This window comes from Pirellulales bacterium (assembly GCA_036490175.1).
Lineage (GTDB): Bacteria > Planctomycetota > Planctomycetia > Pirellulales > JACPPG01 > JACPPG01.
This window is the reverse complement of the sequence record DASXEJ010000246.1, coordinates 1-21,629: the sequence shown is the minus strand read 5'-3', so window position 1 is coordinate 21,629 and position 21,629 is coordinate 1. Positions and strand designations below refer to the sequence as shown.

Sequence of the window (21,629 nt, the reverse complement as noted above, 5' to 3'; positions counted from 1 at the left end):
CCTAACACGGCTTCAGGTTGCCACTACGACGAGCGGGGAGTGCTATCGGAGTGATCGATCCAAAGTTTTTCGCCACCGCGTGCCAGCGCCGCGCGAAAGTCTGCCGGCAAGGGAGTTTTTGTGAGACAAACCGCATCGACCAGGACATAGACTGTCTCCGCGGTCGCGATCACGGCCTCCTCGCCGGCAATGCGAAACTCGGCCGACAAGGTAAATGACGTGTTGCCCAGGTGTTTTGCGCGGACGGAAATCTCTAGCACCTGATCGAACCGCGCCGGAGCCTTCCACTCCAAGGTCTGCTTGACCAATTGGTAGTCGATTGGCCCATTTACGAGGATATTGGCAAACCCCAGCGCACGGATGAACTCCAGGACGGCCAGGTCGACGTAGTGTCCGTAGTGAACATTGAACACGACCTTTTGGGCGTCGCACTCGCCGTACCGCACACGCAAACAATAACGAAAAGGTTCGTGCATGGGCTGTGTTCTTGGACGTCGTTGTAGAAGGCAAGATTAACCGATCAATACATGCCCATCTAACATTGTTGGTAACGTAACAAAATCGGTACGCGGACGACCTGCCGCCAATAGCCTTGGCGACGGCAATAGGATGTTGTCCAACCGCCATACGGCCATTGCCTGCGGCGCCGCGATGGTGAACACCCTGAAATCGTGAGCTTACGTGATGACGGCAACTTCATCGGACTTGGCAGTGACGGCCGGCAAACGTCGCAGCTCTTCCAGGATCTCTGTCCGCAGCACATGCTCCAAAGCGGCCAGCGCCCGAGCCACGGGTGCTCCGTCCAGCACGCGGTGATCGTAGGTCAATCGCACATCAATGGCGCCGTCGGGCTCGAAAATACCGTAGTTCAGCGTGGTGGTAAGGGGCGACAGAATGTGCAAGCCCGCGGCGCCCAGCGATGCCACGACACTAATCCCGAATGTTCCGAAGAAGTGCGCACGGTAGCCGCCGTCGCTGAACAGCCCCAGCCACCAGACCAGGCGGCGCAGCGGCATCGGTAACCGGCTCAACAGCAGTGTGCGACGAAAGCTGGGAACTTCTTCGATCGGCGCCACTTGATGTTGCCGCACGAGTGCATCCAGCTCGACAAGACTCAGCAACTCGGGCTGACGCACCTGGGCAAAAAAGACTCCCTCTTCACCACGATACTGCCGCTCCAAGCTGAAATTTGCGACGTTGAACGGATGCTCGTACAGATGTGGCCACAAATACGGCATATAGGTGCGCCGCAGCTCAGGACGGTCCGCCGATACGATCGCATACGCCTTGATGAAAATCGCACACCAACTAATACGATCGGGCCGAGCGCGACGCGCGGCGATGACCTCGCCCAAGTGCATGCGTCGTTGTGACGGAACGCTGGGTACCGCCTGAGCATGACGCATAAGGTCGCAGACGAAGCGGCGCGGCAAGGACAAACCGATCCATCGTCCTTGCGGGGCATCTACGCCGGGAAGCTTGATTAACCGCATGTGAGCCCTTCTGCTCGGTGACGGACTACGGACGAGACGAAGTACCCTGGCTGACGATGAACGCCACGCATTCTACGCCCGATGAGCGCCGGCGCGACAATAGGGTCACCCGCGTTGTAACCGACGACACGCATCAGCAAAACGCGAATTAACCGCCGCTCACCAGCCACGGTGTCTTTTACGCCGCGAGAATGGTTGCCCGAACAACCGAAGCACGCTGGCGATTTCCGGCACCCACGCGTGATCGACACTGGTCAATCGAGCGCGCCTGCCGCGAATCACAACCTGTCACGAAAAAAGGACGGATTCGACCCATACGACAGGATGCGGAGGCAACTAATCATTACTCCGAAAGTAATCATCCCATCCCCCCTGTCAACCAGAAGGCCGGCCGCATGCCAGGGACTACGGAACCCCTTTTTTGCCCGATTCCGCTCGGAAATCGGGCCAACGGGCCGTACCCGTCGCGACGCGCAAAGCGGATGGGGAGGGATTCGAACCCCCGGGGCACTTGCGCACCCAGCAGTTTTCAAGACTGCCGCCTTCGACCACTCGGCCACCCATCCAACGCCCTGCTTTCACGGCGTTTTGACCGTTTCAGCAAGGCTTGTTTTCATTTCCGACACCCGCGGCTCTGACACCCTCATTTAAACGCTTGTTGATTCTAAAAGGGGTCCGCCAGGGCGAGTCCCAAGATTACCAAGACAAGGAGGGCTAAGCCAGCGAAGCCCTTTAAGGGATTCCTGGTGTTCGCGCATGCAATCGGACCTTGATGCGAAAATATAAATGGCAAGCACGTGTACTTTGGCCCGTGGGAGAATTTCGGGGCTGCGTACGATTTGTTCGAGGAGCATAAGGCTGATTTGTATAAAGGCGAGCCGTTCGTAGCCCCGATCGGGGTAGCCCCCCGTTGCGGACGTCATCAATACGTTTCTCACCGTGTCGCGGAAGGACATCAGGGCTGTGTTGAAACATGCCACATTGAACACGAATGCGATGAATCCTGCTGGGTATCGGAATCGAAATGCGCTCAATGACGCAGAGTTAATCCTTGCCGAGGCGGCGGCTGAGGCCCAGAGTTGAGCTGGCGGTGAAGTGAACCTAAAGCGACAGCCGTTTAGACCGGCGCTGGCGGGGAATTCAAATCCCGGCATCCATTCGAGAATCACTGGAACGATTGTGATGCGGAAGGTGCGTTAGCGGGGACGCCTGTTCAGGGGTCTTGCGCATTTGCTTGAGCAACTGCACGTACATTCGAAATCTTTCCGATGCTGTGGGCAAGCCTCTCAAGACACGTTTGCCGGCCATGATCAGGCGGTTCCATAGTGACTCTGAGCCGAGCAACTCAAGAATTCTTTCCGCAGCGATTCGGCTATTGTTGGGCGGGAAGTACAGCGCCGCATCTTGGCACACATCACGTAGAAATCCTAGATCGGTGGTAACGATGGGAAGCCCCATTGCCATAGCCTCAGGATAGGTAGCGCTAAAGCACTCCAGCACCGTCGGCATGAAACATATGTCGCAACTCTCGTAGAGACTCGGACCGGCGACGACAGGCACTACTCCCAGGTTGTTAATCCGCGACCCGACGCCGAGGGCTTTAGCGGATTCTTTCATCCGGCTGACCATGGGGTCCCCCTCAGCGATTGTCGTGACGAATTCAAAGTCGAGTTCCGGTCGACGGGCCGTCAACTCGGCGGCGACGTGCGAGGCGATATCGACGCGCTTATGCTTATAGGGAGCCGCAAAGCAAAGGATGCGAATCCGCTTGCCGGGTTTTGGGTAGGGGCGCAGACCTTGATGCTGGAGATAATGCTGACCGCAGGTATTCGGGACCACCGCGATGCGCGGGAGAGGCGTGCCTACGCGGAGGTGATAACCTTGCCGAACGTATTCGGTTTCCACAGTCAACATTTCCGCTTTGCGAAACCAATATCCGCGATAGATGCTGAGTACGAACGTTTGCAGCCACTCGAAAGGAAACCCCATTACCTGGTAGGCGTGGATGTCCGCATGCGCCACCCAAGGGTTGGCTGCACCCATCAGATGTGGTGCCGCAAATTGCACATAGGTCGGTCCATAGGGCGTGAAAATGCAATCCGGACGAATCGTCGCCTCAAGCTCTCGCAATCGTTTTCGGGCGTCGGAGCTTCTTGCTGGACTTTGCTCGAATACCGTAGCGCGCGGTATGGGGGACGGATGAAACTGCCGCACCTGATCGTATACGGGGCGCGACATCGCCAAGTGCCATTCGATGTCTGACGGACGGCGCAGGGCTTCCCGTATGAGCGACGTGGCCAGTTGCAATGCGCCACCAATCGTGAGTGTAGTGGTGTTGAGCAGAATCTTCATATGCTCAATTGGCGAGGTGAAAATCGCAGTCCTGGCATTTCTGCCGAGAGAAGCGTTGTCGCTGTCAGCCCTGCTACCCAAATAGGAAAGCGTCTGCTTCGAGCGAACAGAGGTTCGCCCGCGAAACCGACCTAAGCCGACATAGCTCCAGACCGAGCGAGCTTGCACACATACTTCGCTTCAATCGCCTGGCCCTCGCCGCGAATTTTGGGACAACAGTATCAGGCCGAGGCCGCACGTACGATCAAGCCGCGACGAGCGCGAGGCGCGAAGCGCGCGGTGGCTGCCCTTGTTGGGCGGGTTGCCAGTGTGATCGGTCCCAGATCATCGACTCGAACGAGTGCCGCGACCGCTGCCGATACCTCGAAGGTGGCCACGCAGGCACGGACAAGAATGTCAAAAGTGCGGACTGAGATGCTGCGGCCAATGGGCAAAGATAGAGCAGGAGACATGTTTCACCAACCTTGAAAATGAAAACCAAGAGAAGTAAGAGTGTCGAAAATGACTCTTATTCGGTTTTCACTAGGCGCTCAACAGGAAGAACATGTCTGTGCAAATCGCGAAGCCCTCTTCGCGCGACCTGAAGCTATCAAGTAGTCGCGAGAACGTCAAGGAAAAGATGGAAACACACGGCGACTCGCGGGGCGGATTTGTACGAGTTAAGGCACGCTATTGACGCACATCCGATTTAGACCTACGTAAAACTTGTATCTCTGTGGTTGTCACCCTTAGCGATAAGCCCGAACCCCCAGTTGGACGTGGTTCGGGAACAACCAAATGGGACGCGCGCGCAGCAATGTGAGGTGATGAGCGAGCAGGGCGCGAGGGGACAGAATTTGACACATGTAGCGGGAGCGCGCCCGGCGGTTACGGTCGCGACTAGGGCCGGAGATTTACGCGCGAAGATACGCCCCGGCCACCTTGTCGCCGATAGCCGCCTCAAGCCATTTTGTAACCATGGCAGGATCCGCCGTGGGTCCGTACGAATTGTGACAGCCACACCGAAGTACAATCTGCGATCTTTGTTGGGAGACTGCGACGCCACAGTGGACGATGAGGAAGGTCTCGCCGTCTTCAGGGCTAACTGCCGATGTGACTCCGACCCCGATCGACTTTTTGAGATCGCCAGATTGGACGGGCGGCGTAACGATGAAGTCGATATTGTCTATCTTCACACTTTCGGCTTCTCCGCCGATCTTGAGCGCCTCGATGATCCTCGCGATGATCGGCACCGCCGCCGATGAGAGCAAGTTGCCTGCGGCCTGCCCCGCTAGGGCGTTTTTTTGATTTCGCGCCGATTCGGCGGCGAACCTTCGCGCCTCACGTTCAGCGTTCGAGGCCGCGACGCTCTCGGCTAGTTCCGCGAGCATTTTCTGAAAATCATCCATCGTAGGCTCCCCGACCTTCCGAGCAGGTGTCAATGATACCTGCTAACGCTCATTTACATGTGTTTGTACAGGCATTTACTGACGGCGGCTAGTGTGATGAAAACGCCTGGTTTGCGAGGGTTTCCTGGCAAATTGGCGCTAGTGGATTGGGACGGCTAATGCTTTTCAAGACTGCCGCCTTCGACCACTCGGCCAACCCATCCAAACTAATCTCTCTTTTTCCTGCGACGATGTCCTGCGGCGCGGGTAGTGCTCATCAGCGGCGCCACTTGTCTTGGCCAAACCACGGCAAGCGCGAATCGGCCATTCTCAAGACTACACGCAAACAGACCAAGAGCAACCCGGCCGGACGTCTCCGCCGGTTTTCCATGAGTATTTTCTCGGCTTTACGACGGTACCGGCCGCGGCGTCCTGCTGCCGGGCCGGTGACTAGCCCTTTGACGAGGGCCTATCCCAAAGACGGTATGCCGATCGGCAAATGGTTCCGGGATGGGATGGTTGCGAATAATCGGAAGTATCTTTTGGGCAAACTGCCCGGTGCTGTTGGAGCCGTCCTGCGATGATAATCATCTCATGTGCTGTCGGTGCGGGCCTGTTTGGTCTGCTTACGCGATTCTGGTCGCCGGCGAGCGCACTGGCAACACTGTTGATCCTCGCCATCATGTTTCGTTTTTTGCTCGCATGATCACGGCGGGACTATACCGTAGCCGGCAATCGGCGTTAAAGCCGCTTGTCGCCGAACGGTTCATGGCCGTTCAATCAAGGGCTCGATGATTCCAGGCCTGTTGGATCAGGGAAGCAGGGTCGCATCGAGCGTGATGTCCGCCTTGAAAAGCTTAGAGACAGGGCAGCCGGCTTTGGCCTTCGCCGCGAGTTGCTCGAACGTGGCCTGGTCGGCCCCTGGTATCTTGGCCTTCAACGTCAAATGAATGGCGGTAATCGCAAACCCCCCTTCGACCTGATCCAATGTAACCTCGGCCGACGTGTCCATCTGCGTGGCGATGAGCTTGGCTTCGCCGAGGATCAGCGACAAGGCCATGGTGAAGCAGCTCGCGTGCGCGGCGCCGATCAGCTCCTCGGGGTTGCTTCCGCGCTGCCCTTCAAAACGGCTGGCAAAGCCGTAGGGGTAAGCGTTCAGCGCACCGCTCTCGATCGAGATTGTGCCTTTGCCGTCTTTTATGCCCCCTTGCCAGGCAGCCGATCCACGTCTCTTGATCCTCATCGGTAGGTCTCCTTTGTTAAAGCGTGTCTCGCCAAGGATTCGATAGTTTACCAGTATTCGAGGTCATTTCGCCATTCAGACGCCGGTTCCTGTGATCCGGATTGGATGTATCGGGCCGCCTGCGGACTAACGGGAGTCAGGTCCGGCCGGCGCCGCCGAGAATTGCGCTGTCAGCCCGTCGGCTGTCGTGGCGTGTGCAAAGATGCCTTCGCGAAAGACCGTGTAGGACAAGTGGCCTACCACGGCAACTTGCACCGCCGCCGTCAATTCGTTCGCTCCCATACCCAATGCTGTGCAGTCCAGGATTTAGATCATCGTCGACAATCAGGACGTTGATCACGCCGCGGTTATCACTGTGCGTGCAAATGCGCATGATAGCGGCCATCGGAAGCTTTAGCGTCCGATAGCGCAGGCCTTGTGATTTGGCCTCTCTATCACTAATGGCGACGTGAGCCAACTCGGCATCGGTAAATAAGCAGTTCGGTATGCGTGTTGTGCGTGCGCTCCCTGCCAGATTGTCGCGCACGACACGAACGTCGTCGAAACTGACGTGCATGAACTGCGGACCAGTGCGGAGAAACCCAAAAGTCGATTGACTGAAAAGCTCATGGGCGGGCGAACAACACGATCGTCGCAAGCTTGGTAGCGCATCGACTTACAAGTCGCCGGCGTTTTGCGAGAGAAACCAGGTACGCCGCTCGGTCTCGTCAATCCAGTTCTCCAGCAGCCACTACAGCTGACGCATGAAACCGACCAAATTCTGCTTTTCCCCAGCGGTAAGTTTCAACTCCAATACCAGGTTGAAAAACTCGACCGTATCCTCCAGGGTTAGCAAGCGGCCGTCATGAAAATACGGCGGCGATTCCTTGATGCCACGCAAAGTAAACGTTTTGATGGGACCCTGGGACGTCGCCACCAAGCCGTTGATGGTCTGCGTCTTGTAAAACCGTTCGACCATCAGGTCGTGCATCGAATTGTCGGTATAGTACGGTGCGGGGTGACACGTAGAGCATTGCGCCTTGCCGAAGAACAGCTTTTGTCCCTGCATTTCGGGCGAGGCTTCGTCGAATTTTTTGGGATCCAGCTTTCCATCCCAGCCCAGACTAGGCGCCGGCGGAAAATTGAGCAGCTCCTGCACTTCGGCCATGAAATGGACCTGGCTGCCGCGCTCGAGCGGATTGATCCCTTTGGCCGATGCCGAGAGCTGATCGCCATCGAAATAGGCGCCGCGCTGTTCGAACTCGGTGAAATCTTCTATCGTCTTCAGAGCACGTTGCGATCCGAACAGGCGTTGAATATTGACGCCGCGCAGACTCGTCGTGTCGATCCGCCGTCGATGCGATTGCGGTCGGATGTCGCCGACCAAGTGTGTCGCGCCAGAAGTGTGGCCATTCACGTGACAATCAAAGCAGGACACCCCTTGCATGCCAAGGGTCTGTTCTGTCTTGCGATCAGCTGTGGCATTAAACTGCTGCTGAGGAAATTGCGTGACCAACAGGCGTAGGCCCTCCAGGTCCTTGCTATTCAATATGCCGGCGAACAGCTCTTGGAAATTATCCACCGCGACGATCTTGCCTTGCGACACATCCCCTAAATCGGGACGCGACGTAAGGAACATCGCCGGAGGAAACTCGGGCAGAAACGGTTCCGGCAGATCGAAATCAATGTCGAACCGTTCCAGGCGTTTGACGGCCTTGATTTCGGCCTGGGGAAAAACCATCCCCCCTACGTCGTGCTTGGGATGAGGAAGCGGCAAGAAACCTTTCGGAAACACCCCTTGATCGCGGATGACGTCGCTCGACATGTCGGCCAATTTTTCCCAGGTGAGGCCATTGGCCAGCTTTGTTGCCGGACCAATCGCGATGGCTTTGCCGCGTGTCATGGTCAACTTCTTGTCGAGTTTCGGAGTTAGCTCATAGCGCTCTTCCAGAAGCTTCTTCTGACGCGCCATTACGGCAGCCTTGTCCGCTTTGTCTTTGGCCATTGTGGCGGTAAAGCTTTGTTTCCCCAGCAGCGTGGGGGTTATTTGGTCGTAACTCGAAGCAACTGCTTTGGGCGGTTCATCGGCGGCCGACTTGGTTGCCGAGAATACAACGACCGCCAGCAAGCATGCAAAAGCTGCCAAAAAGAATGCGCCGCAGCGTGCCGCGTCTAACGAGTGCTTCTTACTGGCCATAACGGTTTCCTAAGAAAAGGATCTGATCAGTTCTGAAAACGAGATCCCGCAATCAAAGCGCAGAAATCCTGTCGCGCAAAGCCAGGCTCGGTCTTGGCCAATACGTCAGCATTAACTGTGCCGAATGTCGATTCGGGCTTGTGCCGGAAGCCATCGGCAAAGGCCCGAATGATGTGGGTCTTGAAGTCCTTGCGAGGGTGGGCTGCCAGCACGAGCGATTTGACGTCGTCCGGCACCTCGTCGAAACCCATGCCCATGACGTCCAATTCGACCCCCGCGGTCACGAGCGCCACCTCAGTCTGCTTGTGCCACGGAATTTCGGGAGTCGTATGTAGCGCAATGGCGTCCCACACCAGGCCGATCACCTCGGCTGCTACTCCATGCTGGCAGAGAAAATCCCGCGCGGCGTTGGCGCTATCGATTTCAAAACGGTTGCTGGCGCTGCGGTGTTTGGCGGTTAGCCCCACATCGTGAAACATCGCTCCTAAGAAAAGCAACTCGGGGTCGAACTTCCAGCCTCGATGCTTTCCGCGCAGGGCTCCCCACAGGAATACCCTCACGGAATGATCAAATAACAAATCTGATTCACAATCGCGAACGAATTCGGTCGCCGCCTTGGCGAGCTTGCTGTCGGGAATTCGAATGCCCGCTACGTCGAAAGATGTCAGGGAAAAAGACATCGCTAAATCCCACATGCCTTCAAGGAACTTCTGCTGGCAAAACCATGCCCCAGCAAAGCCGCCTCATCAGCAGACCGACTCGCGGCCCGTGATACTGCCTCGATAGAATCGTCGCGAAACTTAAGCGCCGCCGCCACTGCCAACGCGCCGAACACAACCAAGGCAACCAGCTAGGCTGCGATGAAAGGTCCTTCGCTCTGCGTAGGGGCCAAATGGTGAAGCGCAGGTACCTTCATGAACGATTGCACGATCAAGACTGTAATCAGCGCCCGGTTGTTTACCGTGCGACCTCGTAACGCTCAAAGACCACATCGCCGCGTTGATACAGCAAGACACTTGCTGCGACACGTTTCGCGCGCCGCGGTGGCGCAATTTTAGGCCTTGCAATCGGCGAAGCAATGGCCGCCATTTGCCGAGATTTTGAGAACACGATCGCGAAGCATTCCGGGAGCGCAGGCACTCACCGTCCGATTCCTGCGATCCAATATCGGAGCGCTAGTGCAAAGTTTCACCAGCTGCCATGAATCGGTAGGCTGATGTCTTCATCCCGAAAAGCCATCAGCCATTCTTAGGGGTGAATCGCAAAACTTCACTCAGAATGTGCATTTGCCACCCTGCCCTGTGCGGCACACCCTCGAATTTGAACTGCGACTGGACCGGTGCCGCTACAAACCGGTTCCGCAACAAATAAGTCCCCAATTGTGACTCGTTAGGCACGATCTGCTGTCCTCATCGGCACCCTGTACGTCGCGACGGCGGCCATCTGGAGCCGCAATGCCGATTGACGCAGCCCCTTCAGCCGGATAAAACCGAACCACACGCTTTCGGGCGGCGACGGTTGATGATCCGACGTATCAGTCAGCGGGCCAAGGAGTTTCAACGGTGGGTGGGATCAGCGAACGCGGAAAAGAGATCAAACGGCGGCGCCACCGCCGCAAGAAGTTGAACCTTCTGGCCAAGAAGCTCAAGACGGCCAAGGTTTCTGAGCGGCCCGTTATTGCCGAAAAGCTGCGGCGCCTCACGCCCGGAGCCGACGTTGTCATTGCCAACTGGCAATTGTCAAAGTCGGATCGGTAGAGCGTAAAAATCCGCTCGAATGCCGCCGAGATCTTGAGGATCCGGCGGTCATCCATAGCGACTGCTATCTAGTGCCATTCTACAAATGCGTTGGATCGCACTCGCCGGCTACTTGGTAGCGGCCGGCTCCTCTTTCTCGCTGCGCTCGAACGTGAAATCGCCATCCTGGTAGTCGATCTTCACGGTGCTCCCCTCGCTGAAGGTTCCCTTCAGTAGCTCCGTGGCCAGAGGATTCTGCAGCTTCTGTTGGATCACCCGCTTCAGCGGTCGCGCCCCATACACCGGGTCGTAGCCGATCAGCGCCACGGCATCCAGAGCCGCGTCGGTGACTTCCAGCGCCAAGCCCGTTTGCTCGACCTGATGGCGGAGCCGAGCAACTTGCAGATCGACAATCTTTCGCAACTGCTTGGCATCCAACGGATGAAAGATGATCGTCTCGTCGATGCGGTTGAGGAACTCCGGCAGAAAGCGTGATTCCAGCTGCTCTTGCACCGCCGAGCGAATCGCCTCTTGACCGCCACCGCTGCGCGTGACCTCTTGGATCTCCTGGCTGCCGATGTTCGACGTCATCACGACCAGCGTGTTGGTAAAGTCGACGGTATGGCCCTGATTATCACTCAGGCGCCCATCGTCGAGAACTTGCAGCAGCACATTGAATACGTCGCGGTGCGCCTTCTCAATTTCATCGAGCAGTACAACCGAGTAGGGACGCCGCCGAACGGCTTCGGTGAGTCGCCCCCCTTCGTCGTAGCCAACGTACCCCGGCGGCGCGCCGATCAATCGGCTCACGGTGTGTCGCTCCATGAACTCACTCATATCGAGCCGCACCATGGCATTTTCATCGTCAAACAGAACTTCAGCCAGCGCTTTGCAAAGCTCGGTCTTTCCGACGCCTGTCGGGCCAAGGAAAATGAACGAGCCGATGGGGCGATTTGGATCTTGCAAGCCCGAGCGACTGCGGCGGACCGCGTTGGCGACAGCCTCGACGGCTTCGTCCTGTCCGACAACGCGTTGATGCAGACGTTCTTCCAAGACTAGCAGCTTGGCCTTTTCTGTTTCCATCATGCGGCTAACCGGTATACCGGTCCACGCGCTTACGACCTCGGCGATTTCGTCCGGCCCAACTTCCTGCCGCAATAGGCGCCGTCCGCTGGTCGGCGGCGGAGTGCCGGCACTTTCCAGCCGCGTGGCCAGCTTCTTGCGCTGGTTGTCGAGCTCATAAAGACGTTGATAATCTCGCTCTTCGATGGGAAGGCCAGCCGATTGTCGCTCTTTCACCGAGGTGCTGAGCTGTGAGAATTCCAGCTCGACCTTATCCAGCTCGTTGCGAATTGTCTGCACGTCACCGACCCCGTGCTTCTCCGCCTCCCATTGCTCGCGAAGGTTTCGCAGCTTGAGGCGCAGAGACTTCATTTCGGCTTCGATGTCTTCCAGCCGGTCTTGCGCATGCTCCTCGGTTTCTTCCGAGAGCTGCCGGGCAGCCAACTCCAATTGCATCAGGCGACGTTGCACTTCGTCGATTTCGGTCGGCACGCTTTCCAGCTCCATCGCCAGCCGGCTGGTGGCTTCGTCCATCAGGTCGATGGCCTTATCGGGCAAGAAACGATCAGGAATGTAGCGATTCGACAGGTTCGCTGCGGCAACCAACGCGGAATCTTTGATCTTCACACCCTTGTGATGTGCCTCGTAGCGTCCCTTCAAGCCGCGCAGTATGGCAATCGTGTCTTCGACCGAAGGCTCGCCGACCATCACTGGTTGAAAGCGGCGCTCGAGCGCCGCATCTTTCTCGATGTACTTGCGATACTCGTCGAGAGTCGTAGCGCCGATACAGCGCAGCTCTCCGCGAGCGAGCGCTGGCTTGAGCAGGTTAGCGGCGTCATTGGCCCCTTCGGCCGCGCCCGCGCCAACGACCGTGTGCAATTCGTCGATGAACAGGATAACTGTACCTGCCGATTGGACTTCCTTGAGTACGGCCTTGAGTCGTTCTTCGAATTCACCGCGAAACTTGGTGCCGGCGATCAATGCTCCCATGTCCAGAGCGATGACACGCTTGTTCTTCAGGCTTTGCGGTACGTCCCCTTGCACGATCCGCAGGGCCAGCCCCTCGGCGATGGCGGTCTTGCCTACTCCTGGCTCGCCGATCAGCACCGGATTGTTCTTGGTGCGGCGCGACAAGACTTGGATCACGCGCCGAATCTCCTGATCGCGACCGATCACAGGGTCGAGCTTGCCCTGGTTGGCGCGATCCACCAGGTCGATGCCGTATTTCTCGAGCGCCTGGAATTTCGCTTCAGGGTTTTGATCTTCGACGCGGGCGCTGCCGCGTACCGTTTGCAGTGCCTTGAGGATTTCCGTCTCGCCAATCGCGTTTAGCTTCAGAACCTGTTTGGCTTTGGAATCGGTTTTTGCCAGCCCCAGCAACAGATGCTCGGTTGAAACGAACTCGTCCTTCATTAGCTCGGCCTGCTTGGCCGCGGCATCGAAAACCTGCCCGAGCGCCGACGAGGGCTGCGGCGGCGCGCCGCCCGAACTGGTCGGTAGTTGCTTCAGCTCGGCCGCGATCACCTTGTCGAGTTGCCCGCGATTCGCGCCAATCTTGTCGAGCACGGGGCGAATTACCCCCTCGGTCTCCGCCACCAAGCCAGCCAAGAGATGAATGGGCTCGATTTGCGGATTGCCACGATCGGCGGCGATCTCTTGGGCGCGCTGGACTGCCTCTTGAGCCTTGATCGTCAATTTGTCGAAACGAAATGCCATTGTTATATATGCCCTTTCTTCCCTCCGGACGCGCCGACGGCCGGCCGTTCATCAAGGAACGCGCCGGCCGACAGTGTTACGCCCAGGATGATTGGGAATCTCATTCCTTGACTTCAAACTCGGCGTCAATCGCCTCTTCATCGCCGGCAGGCTTCTTCGCGCCGTCGCCACCGGCGTCGGCCGTCCGGCCTGCGGTGGCCGCTTCGTGCAAAACTTTGCCGACCGCGTGAAAAGCCTGCTCCAGTTCGCTGATCGCGGATTTGATCGCATCGACGTTATGCCCCTTGGCCACGTCGCGCGTTTTCGCGATGGCGTCCTCGAGCGGCTTCTTGTCGCTGCCGCTGAGCTTGGTGTCGTTCTCCTTGAGCAGCTTTTCGACCTGGAAGCAGAGCGAATCGGCCTGGTTGCGTGACTCCGCCAACTCGCGCTTCTTCTTATCGTCGGCCGCATGAGCTTCGGCGTCCTTGGCCATGCGGTCGATCTCTTCCTTCGACAGACCGCTCGACTTCTCGATGCGCACCGTCTGTTCCTTGCCTGTGCCGAGATCCTTCGCGGCGACGTTCAGGATGCCGTTGGCGTCGATATCGAACTTGACTTCAATTTGCGGCACGCCGCGCGGGGCCGGGGGGATCCCCTCCAGGTTGAATTGCGCCAACAAACGATTGTCGGCGGCCATCTCGCGTTCGCCCTGGAAGACACGCACCGTGACGGCCGTCTGCTGATCGTCCGCCGTGCTAAAGGTCTGCTTCCGCTCGGTCGGGATGGTCGTGTTTCGTTCGACCAATTTGGTCATGATGCCGCCTAAGGTTTCAATCCCCAGCGCTAGCGGCGTCACGTCGAGCAGCAATACGTCCTGGACTTCGCCGGCCAAGACACCCCCTTGGATCGCCGCACCAATGGCCACGACCTCGTCAGGGTTAACGCCCTTGTGCGGCTCTTTGCCGAAGATCTTTTGGACCAGCTCCTGGACCTTGGGAATGCGCGTCGAGCCACCCACCAACACGACTTCGTCGATGTCTTTGGGCTGCATCTTGGCGTCTTCCAGCGCCTTCATCACCGGACCACGGCAACGTTCAATCAGTGGATCGACCAGCTGCTCGAATTTGGCACGCGTGATGCTCATCTGCAAATGTTTTGGGCCGTTGGCGTCCGCGGTAATGAACGGCAGGTTCAAATCGGTCGAGGCGGCCGAGCTCAACTCCTTCTTGGCCTTCTCGCAGGCTTCTTGCAGCCGCTGCAGGGCCATGGCATCTTTGCGCAGGTCGATGCCTTGGTCTTTCTTGAACTCGTCGGCGACATAGTTGAGCAGCATGAAGTCAAAGTCGTCGCCACCCAGGTGCGTGTCGCCATTGGTGCTAATGACGCGAAAGACACCTTCAGCCACTTCCAATGCCGAGACGTCGAACGTACCGCCACCTAGATCGAACACGACAATCTTCTCGGACTCTTTTCGGTCCAAGCCATAGGCCAGCGACGCGGCTGTCGGCTCGTTGATGATGCGGGCAACTTCCAAGCCGGCAATTTGACCGGCATCTTTGGTGGCCTGCCGCTGAGCGTCATTGAAGTAGGCCGGCACCGTGATAACGGCCTTATTGACTTTGTGACCCAGGTACGCTTCGGCCGACTCCTTCAGCTTGCGAAGAATCTTGGCCGAGATCTCGGGCGGGGTGTATTCCTTGTCGCCGATCTTGACGTTGACATAGTCCTGCGTCCCGCCGGTAACGCTGTAGGGAACCAACTTCTCTTCGGCAGCCACCTCGCCGTGGCGGCGCCCCATAAAACGCTTGATGGAGTAGACCGTACGGGTTGGGTTCGTAACGGCTTGACGACGCGCCGGTTCGCCGACCAGCACGTCTCCCTTATCGGTAAACGCGACCACGCTGGGAGTGAGCCGGTTGCCTTCTTGATTTGGAATGACCTTGGGATCGCCCCCTTCCATGATCGCCACCACGGAGTTGGTCGTTCCCAGATCGATACCAATGATCTTTTCGCCTTGTGCCATGGAAATTGCTCCTTATGGTGTTGCGCGAACGCTTTGCGTACGTCGCGTCTCAATTCATGTTTAGAGAGGAATGTCGTTTAGATTGGTGCGCCACAGGCCGGGCCGGGGACCATAACTGGCTGCGTGCGCATATTGCTCGGAGGAGTCCCAACGCAAAGATCGTGCCGATGATATGCTCCGGAGTGGAAATCACAGGTCTATACAGACAAATAAGTTACGGCGCACGCCCTGACCCTCGATCGCTCGGCTTTCGAGGCGAAGCTCACGTAAAACTGCCAGTTTGACAACCTGCACAAAGATCAGTTTTCCATGCTGCCAAACTGGCAGGCGACCATTTCGGTCCTAACCTTGATTATTGACGCGACGAGATCGAGATACTGCCAAGGTGGTCCCGTCTGCCATGTGGGTCTGTGGCGGCATGAGCCCAGCCGTTGGTATTGGTTATTCGGCGAATCCGATCGCGCGGATGGGTTTCGCGTTTTCCGCTGCCGTGTATGTTCCACAACATGATTCTTGACGCTTGCTTCGCCAGACGGCTACAAGAGGGTCCAAGCTCCATTTTTACCGAACAGCGTGATTCTAAAGCAGCATCCTAGCACGAGTAACCCCCGGTGCGAAAAGAAGTTACCAAGCCCAATCCACGGCCGCGTTCCCCTCAAGGGCAAACAGTGGCCGAACTGCGCGCCGCGGTCGACCGCATCGACCGCCAATTGATTGCGCAGATCAACGTACGGGCCAACCTCGTGCTGGAAATCGGCAAGCTGAAAGAGGCAGCCCATCAGCCAGTGTTTGTCCCGGGGCGCGAGGAAGAGATCCTGGCCCGCGTCGTGGAACTGAGCAAGGGCCCTCTTTCCCCTGACAGCATGCGCGCCGTGTTTCGCGAGATTATCAGTGGATCGCGGCAGCTCGAACGACGATTGCGTGTCGCATTTCTCGGCCCCCTATACACCTATAGCCATATCGCGACTCTGCACCGTTTTGGCCAAAGTGTCGAGCTTATCCCCGTCGGATCGATCGCGGCCGTATTCGAGGAGGTACATCGTAAACAGGCGGACTACGGACTGGTGCCGATCGAGAATTCCACCGATGGCCGGATTGCCGACACGCTCGATACGTTCATGCGGCTGCGCGTGCGCATTTGTGGCGAGGTTCAGTTGCGAATTCATCATGCGTTGTTGGGACGTTGCCCGCGTAGCGAAGTGTCCGAGGTTTACAGCAAGCCGCAGGCGCTGTCGCAGTGCCGTAATTGGTTGGCAAAACACTTACCGACGGCCCGCCCTATTGAAGTCACCAGCACCTCGGCGGCCGCGCAAATCGCCTTCGACAAGCCCGGTGCCGCGGCCATCGCCAGCGTTCAGGCAGCCGCTCAGTACGGGCTAGAGATCATCGCGGAAAGCATCGAGGACAATCCAGACAATATCACCCGGTTTGCAGTCATTGGCGCCGACGCCGCCGCACGGTCGGGCCGGGATAAGACCGCCGCCATGTTCCAGATTGAACACCGCCCCGGTTCGCTGGCCGAGGCGATCAATATCTTCAAAAGGAACCGCTTGAATCTTACCTGGATCGAATCGTTTCCGATCAGCCACGGCGAATACCTGTTCTTCATCGAGTTGGACGGCCACGAGTCCGACCTGAAGGTCCGCCGGGCGCTGCAGGCCTTGGCCAAGAAAACCCTGCGGTTCGAGATTCTTGGATCGTGCCCACGCACCGAGCCGGTCGGCTAGCCAGCGACGGCACGGATTGGCCGCCAACGCGACGTGTGCCTAATCTGCGATGCGACTTATGTTGAGGTCACACGAAACAAACGGGATGCGTTTTCCGTTGTCTGCGCGACGAACTCCTCGAGACTGACGCCGCGCACCGCGGCCAGGCATTCGGCCGTGTGCAGCAGGTGGGCAGGCTCATTCCGCCGGCCGCGCAAGGGATGCGGCGAGAGATAGGGACAATCCGTTTCGATCAAAATCCGATCGGCCGGAATCATCACTGCTATCGCGCGCAAGGCGTCGGATTTTTTGAACGTCGCCATGCCGGCAAAGCTAATGTATAGCCCCAGAGAAACGCACTCGGCGGCCGTCTCTTCGCTGCCCGTGAAGGAGTGCATTACTCCTGACAGCGGGCCACGTGTGCGCGCCCCGCGCAACATCGCCAGTACTTCGGCGTCGCTTTCGCGCGTGTGGACGATGAACGGCAGACCAGTCTGCTGCGACAGCCGTAGATGCCGATCGAAATAATCCTGCTGCAACTCCAGCGGGGAGGTATCCCAATATCGGTCCAGTCCGGTCTCGCCAATTGCCACCACGCGCGGCGCAGCGACCAGGTCTACTATGCGCTGCCAGTCATCCGCGCCGGCGTGCACCGTATCGTTGGGTTGGATTCCCACGGCGGCAAATAGGCCCGGAAAAGTCGCCGCGATCTCGACATTCTGCACACTAGAGGCAACGTTGTAGCCGACCGTGACGATCGATGTCACGCCTGCTTGGCGCGCGCGCTCGATCACTGCCGGGCGATCTTCGTCGAAATCGCTCTGGTTCAAATGGGCGTGAGAGTCGAACAGCCGCATAGGGCCACGCTACGCCGGTTGAATGGCCAGATCTTCAAGGACTTCGAGATGGGCTCGCTCGCTGCCCAGAATCTCCTCGGCCAGTTCTCGTGCCTCGCGATCAGCCCCCAACATAGCGACGATCCGCACGATTTCCGCAATGTCGTGCTTTTGATGCTTCACCAACTCTCGCAGCATGAAATCAAGCGATAGCAGGTTGGTGTCGGTGAAATACATTGGGAAAGAACCGGAGTCGATTCGCCCGCCCCGAGAGTCAATGAGCTCCGCGATGCGGACGGTCATGGCTTGCTGATCGGCCGCGATGTGGGCGAGCGCCGTCGTGGCCTTCTCCTCGCCTGAGTGCGTCCAAGGACAAGCGTCGGTCAAATAGGTCAACAGCGACCGATGTTCGATTTCGAACAGCCGATTCAGGAGATCGATGGAGTCGACCTGTGCCATGCGCAGCTTCTCGTGTTATCTAATTCGCCGATCGAAACACGTCGCGTCCAGGACTTGGCGTGCTAATCGGCCGATCTAAACAGGGTTCAACTCAACAGCTGATGACTTGCGGCGATAGCCCAGCGATAGAGTGGATCCCAGGCGACACCCAAGACCACCACCGGCAACGTAATGAGTGCGACGAAAGCGCCCTCGGCCGAAACCATCGAAAAATCAACCGGCAGCCGATCCGCCGGCTCAGGATCCATCGTCATCGCTTTCACAACCCGCAAGTAATAGAAAAGACTGATCGCCGTGTTCAAACCGCCGACAACGAGCAGCCATAGCAGTCCGGCGGGAATTAGCGCGTAAAACGCCAGAACTTTGGCGATAAACCCACTGAAAAAGGGCAGCCCAACTAGGCTAATCAAAATGATCGAAAAGCAAATCACCAACCCCGGCGAGTGGCGGATCAAGCCGCCATAGTCGGAGATCTCTTCGCTGCGCATCGTGTTGCGAAGGAAGGCCACGATGGCAAAGGCACCCAGGTTCATGAACAGGTACACGCCCACGTAGAACGCCACAGCCGCCACAGCCTGTTCGGCCTGTTCCGAATCATGCCCCACCAGCGCCACCGCAGCGGCCACAGGCATCATCATGTAGCCAGCATGGGCAATCGTCGAATAAGCCAACAGACGCTTGATATTCGTCTGGGCGTAGGCGGCCAGGTTGCCGAACGTACATGTGACAGCAGCCAGCAGGGCGATCAAGCCAGCGATATAGTCGCGGACCCGATCGAGCGTTGTATCCTCACTGGCCGGCTCGCCGGTAATGACATGCTTTAATTCGTCCTTCGGCGGCTCCGTTGCCGGGACAACGCCCGTCGCGGCCGGTGCTTCATGCTCTAGCGCTGGGCCCGGCTGAGCGGCCGACACCAACACGACTTGTGCCGTCGCAGACCTTTCGGCGATTGGGAGCTCAGCCGTAGGGACGGCAGCCGGTGCGTGAGTGAAACCGATTCCTATACGAACCAACAGGGCCAAGGCGCCCGCTTTCGACGCCACTGATAAGAAGGCGTTTACTTCAGCACTGGCTCCCTCGAACACGTCTGGGCACCAGAAATGGAATGGCACAGCCGAAAGCTTGAATGCCAGTCCGACGGCCAACATCAGGCCTCCGAGCATTAGCACGGACTCCCTCTCGGCGAACACGTCGGCCGGCATCGAGGCCAACTGCGTTACGATCGTCGGCAGATGGGCCGAGCCAGTGGCTCCCGCGATCAGGCTAATGCCATACAGCATCACGCCCGCAGTCCCGGCGCCGAAAACGGAGTACTTCAAGGCTGCTTCGCTGCTCTTCCGGCGCCCCTTGAGCATGCCGGCCAATGCGTACGATGGAACGCTAGCCATCTCGACTCCCACGAAGACCATCAGCAGATGGTTCGCCGAAGCCATGATGCACATGCCCAGAATGCCGCCGAGAATGAGCGTGTAGAAATCCGCGCCGTCCTCTCGATCCGGAATGCCCGACAGGCGGGTCATCACGATAAAGAGCACCGCGAACAGCAGCAGGACCGAACGAAAATAAACCGTCATGCCGTCGAATAGCAGCATGCCGGTAAAAATCTCAGCCGGATACGTGCCGCTGGCCGTCGGTGCATCCACGCCCAAATACCGCCAGGGCGCGGCTAGCACCAATGCAGCGATCGATCCCGCCAGGGCCACGTAGAAGGCGTCCAGGCGCCAACGTGGGATACGGCCGAGCAACATCACCACGATCGTGGCGCAAATCGCCAGTTCCGGCTGAAAGCCCGGCAGCGACACATTGATAGTGTCGAGACGCAGATTATTTACAAGTTCCTGAAAGTTCACGGTTAACCGTTTCTTGTGAGCACGTGCGTGGCGGCTTGCAAAGTCGGCCGCTGGGCCGTGACAACTCTAGTTACGAATCCTCGATTTGTATTTCGAATCGCATGACTTTTAACCATCTCGCGCCGGCCGCGTTGTCTCAGTGTTGGCTGGCAATGGCTCTCAGCGTTGGCTGGCCATGGCGATGTCGGCCGCCTCATCGGCGGCATCCAGCCGGGGCTGCTTCTTTTCTCTGGTCCAGTCGGCCAGTTCGCTGACTTCTTTATTGACGCTCGGCGTCAAATATCGGAACACGGCCGACGGAAAAACGCCGAACAGAATCGCAAAGGCCAGCAAGGGAACGGCGATGCTCAACTCGCGCGGCGTAATCGGATAGATTCCCTCGGCGTGCGGTCCCTTGTACTCAGGTCCCAGATAGACGCGTTGCAATGTCCACAAAATGTAACCGGCGGTCAGTATTACGACCGACGCCGAGATCACGGCTAGGGCCTTGCTAAAGCTCCATACCGACAACGTAACAAACACTTCACCGATGAATCCGCACAGCCCCGGCAGTCCTAGGCCCGCGAAAAAGATGCCGAATGCCAAGCCGCTATAGACCGGCATCTTGGCGAACAGTCCGCCGAATTCATCCAGGTTGCGATGATGAACGCGGTCGTAGATCACGCCGACCATAAAGAACATGCCGGCCGAGCTGATGCCGTGAGCGATCATCTGGAACATGGCGCCATTCATCCCCAGGGCCCAGTAGTCGGGGTTATAATCCGTCCCCATCCAGGCGCTCCACACGCCAATGCCGAGTAGCACGTAACCCATATGGCTTACCGAGCTGTAGGCCACCAGGCGTTTGAAATCCTTCTGCGCCATGGCGGCAAACGCACCATAAACCATGCTGAAGACGCCGATCCCAGACACGACCCAAGCCAGTTCATACCCGGCATCGGGACAGATCGGGTAACAGATGCGAATAATGCCGTACCCGCCCATCTTCAACAACACACCGGCCAGGATCATGGATATCGGTGTAGGCGCCTCGACGTGCGCATCGGGCAACCAGGTATGAAATGGCACGGCCGGCACTTTGATAGCAAAACCGATGAACAACAGGATAAATGCCCACCATTGGATCGACTTGCCCAGCCATAGCGGCTTGTCGAACGGAGATTGATCGAGCTGTCCGATCTTGGCGAGCGCCAACAAATTGAACGTGTGAATGGGCTCGTCGGCGTCTTTCCCTTCCAAGACGGATTGATGCACGTGAGCATCGCGCTGTTGTGCCGGCGTCAGCTCGCGCAAATCGCTGTTGAAGTACAGCATCAGAATTGCGATCAACATCAACACACTGCCGACCAGCGTGTACAGGAAGAACTTGATGGCGGCATACTCGCGCCGCGGACCACCCCATACACCGATGAGGAAATACATCGGCAGCAACATGACTTCCCAGAACACATAGAACAAAAAGAAGTCCAACGACAGGAATACGCCCAGCATGCCTGTTTCCAACAGCAGGAACAGGATGCAGTAGGCCTTGACGTGCTTGGTGATGTTCCAACTGGCCCCCATCGACAACATGGTGACGAACGACGTCAACAGGACCAGCGTGAAGCTAATGCCGTCGACCCCCATGTAGT

The 21,629-nt window shown here is 57.8% G+C and carries 17 protein-coding genes and 1 tRNA gene; 2 read left to right on the top strand and 16 right to left on the bottom strand.

Features of this window, described 5'->3' with window-relative positions; all coding sequences use genetic code 11:
• Positions 1 to 23: 23 nt before the first annotated feature.
• The 10 genes from VGG64_18495 to VGG64_18450 form a co-directional block, all read right to left on the bottom strand.
• Complete coding sequence (locus VGG64_18495; protein HEY1601596.1) at positions 24 to 476, bottom strand: thioesterase family protein; 453 nt, start codon at positions 474 to 476, stop codon at positions 24 to 26.
• Between the two features lie 201 nt (positions 477 to 677).
• Positions 678 to 1,493 (bottom strand): hypothetical protein, encoded by an 816-nt coding sequence (locus VGG64_18490; protein ID HEY1601595.1) that lies wholly within the window; start codon positions 1,491 to 1,493, stop codon positions 678 to 680.
• Positions 1,494 to 1,972: 479 nt separating this feature from the next.
• Positions 1,973 to 2,059: transfer RNA gene (locus VGG64_18485), tRNA-Ser, on the bottom strand.
• A 574-nt stretch (positions 2,060 to 2,633) separates the two neighbouring features.
• Positions 2,634 to 3,845, bottom strand: coding sequence for a glycosyltransferase (locus VGG64_18480; protein HEY1601594.1), 1,212 nt, complete (start codon positions 3,843 to 3,845; stop codon positions 2,634 to 2,636).
• Between the two features lie 221 nt (positions 3,846 to 4,066).
• Complete coding sequence (locus tag VGG64_18475; GenBank protein ID HEY1601593.1) at positions 4,067 to 4,297, bottom strand: hypothetical protein; 231 nt, start codon at positions 4,295 to 4,297, stop codon at positions 4,067 to 4,069.
• Between the two features lie 441 nt (positions 4,298 to 4,738).
• Complete coding sequence (locus VGG64_18470; protein ID HEY1601592.1) at positions 4,739 to 5,233, bottom strand: hypothetical protein; 495 nt, start codon at positions 5,231 to 5,233, stop codon at positions 4,739 to 4,741.
• Positions 5,234 to 6,023: 790 nt separating this feature from the next.
• Positions 6,024 to 6,455 (bottom strand): OsmC family protein, encoded by a 432-nt coding sequence (locus VGG64_18465; protein ID HEY1601591.1) that lies wholly within the window; start codon positions 6,453 to 6,455, stop codon positions 6,024 to 6,026.
• 126 nt (positions 6,456 to 6,581) lie between these two features.
• Positions 6,582 to 6,737: a hypothetical protein gene (locus VGG64_18460; protein HEY1601590.1), complete on the bottom strand. Its 156-nt coding sequence runs from the start codon at positions 6,735 to 6,737 to the stop codon at positions 6,582 to 6,584.
• Between the two features lie 448 nt (positions 6,738 to 7,185).
• Positions 7,186 to 8,631, bottom strand: a complete 1,446-nt coding sequence (locus tag VGG64_18455; GenBank protein ID HEY1601589.1) for a cytochrome B6 — start codon at positions 8,629 to 8,631, stop codon at positions 7,186 to 7,188.
• 26 nt (positions 8,632 to 8,657) lie between these two features.
• Entirely contained in the window at positions 8,658 to 9,311 is a 654-nt protein-coding gene (locus VGG64_18450; protein HEY1601588.1) for an HD domain-containing protein, read from the bottom strand.
• Between the two features lie 882 nt (positions 9,312 to 10,193).
• On the opposite strand from VGG64_18450, the gene VGG64_18445 reads away from it, so the two are divergent.
• Positions 10,194 to 10,388: a DUF6800 family protein gene (locus VGG64_18445; GenBank protein ID HEY1601587.1), complete on the top strand. Its 195-nt coding sequence runs from the start codon at positions 10,194 to 10,196 to the stop codon at positions 10,386 to 10,388.
• A 108-nt stretch (positions 10,389 to 10,496) separates the two neighbouring features.
• On the opposite strand, the gene clpB is transcribed toward VGG64_18445, so the two are convergent.
• Both clpB and dnaK read right to left on the bottom strand, forming a co-directional pair.
• On the bottom strand, positions 10,497 to 13,145 hold the full coding sequence (clpB, locus tag VGG64_18440; protein HEY1601586.1) for an ATP-dependent chaperone ClpB: 2,649 nt from the start codon (positions 13,143 to 13,145) through the stop codon (positions 10,497 to 10,499).
• A 100-nt stretch (positions 13,146 to 13,245) separates the two neighbouring features.
• Positions 13,246 to 15,147: a molecular chaperone DnaK gene (gene dnaK / locus VGG64_18435; GenBank protein ID HEY1601585.1), complete on the bottom strand. Its 1,902-nt coding sequence runs from the start codon at positions 15,145 to 15,147 to the stop codon at positions 13,246 to 13,248.
• A gap of 668 nt (positions 15,148 to 15,815) precedes the next feature.
• Between dnaK and pheA the strand changes: the two genes are divergently transcribed.
• Entirely contained in the window at positions 15,816 to 16,874 is a 1,059-nt protein-coding gene (gene pheA, locus VGG64_18430; GenBank protein HEY1601584.1) for a prephenate dehydratase, read from the top strand.
• A gap of 56 nt (positions 16,875 to 16,930) precedes the next feature.
• Here the strand turns inward: pheA and VGG64_18425 are convergent, their stop codons facing one another.
• The 4 genes from VGG64_18425 to VGG64_18410 form a co-directional block, all read right to left on the bottom strand.
• Positions 16,931 to 17,710, bottom strand: coding sequence for a TatD family hydrolase (locus VGG64_18425; GenBank protein ID HEY1601583.1), 780 nt, complete (start codon positions 17,708 to 17,710; stop codon positions 16,931 to 16,933).
• Between the two features lie 9 nt (positions 17,711 to 17,719).
• Positions 17,720 to 18,148, bottom strand: a complete 429-nt coding sequence (locus VGG64_18420) for a ferritin-like domain-containing protein (GenBank protein HEY1601582.1) — start codon at positions 18,146 to 18,148, stop codon at positions 17,720 to 17,722.
• Between the two features lie 86 nt (positions 18,149 to 18,234).
• Positions 18,235 to 19,998: an NADH-quinone oxidoreductase subunit N gene (locus VGG64_18415; GenBank protein HEY1601581.1), complete on the bottom strand. Its 1,764-nt coding sequence runs from the start codon at positions 19,996 to 19,998 to the stop codon at positions 18,235 to 18,237.
• A 159-nt stretch (positions 19,999 to 20,157) separates the two neighbouring features.
• Positions 20,158 to 21,629: NADH-quinone oxidoreductase subunit M (locus tag VGG64_18410; protein HEY1601580.1), on the bottom strand; the 1,472-nt coding region annotated here is incomplete at its 5' end.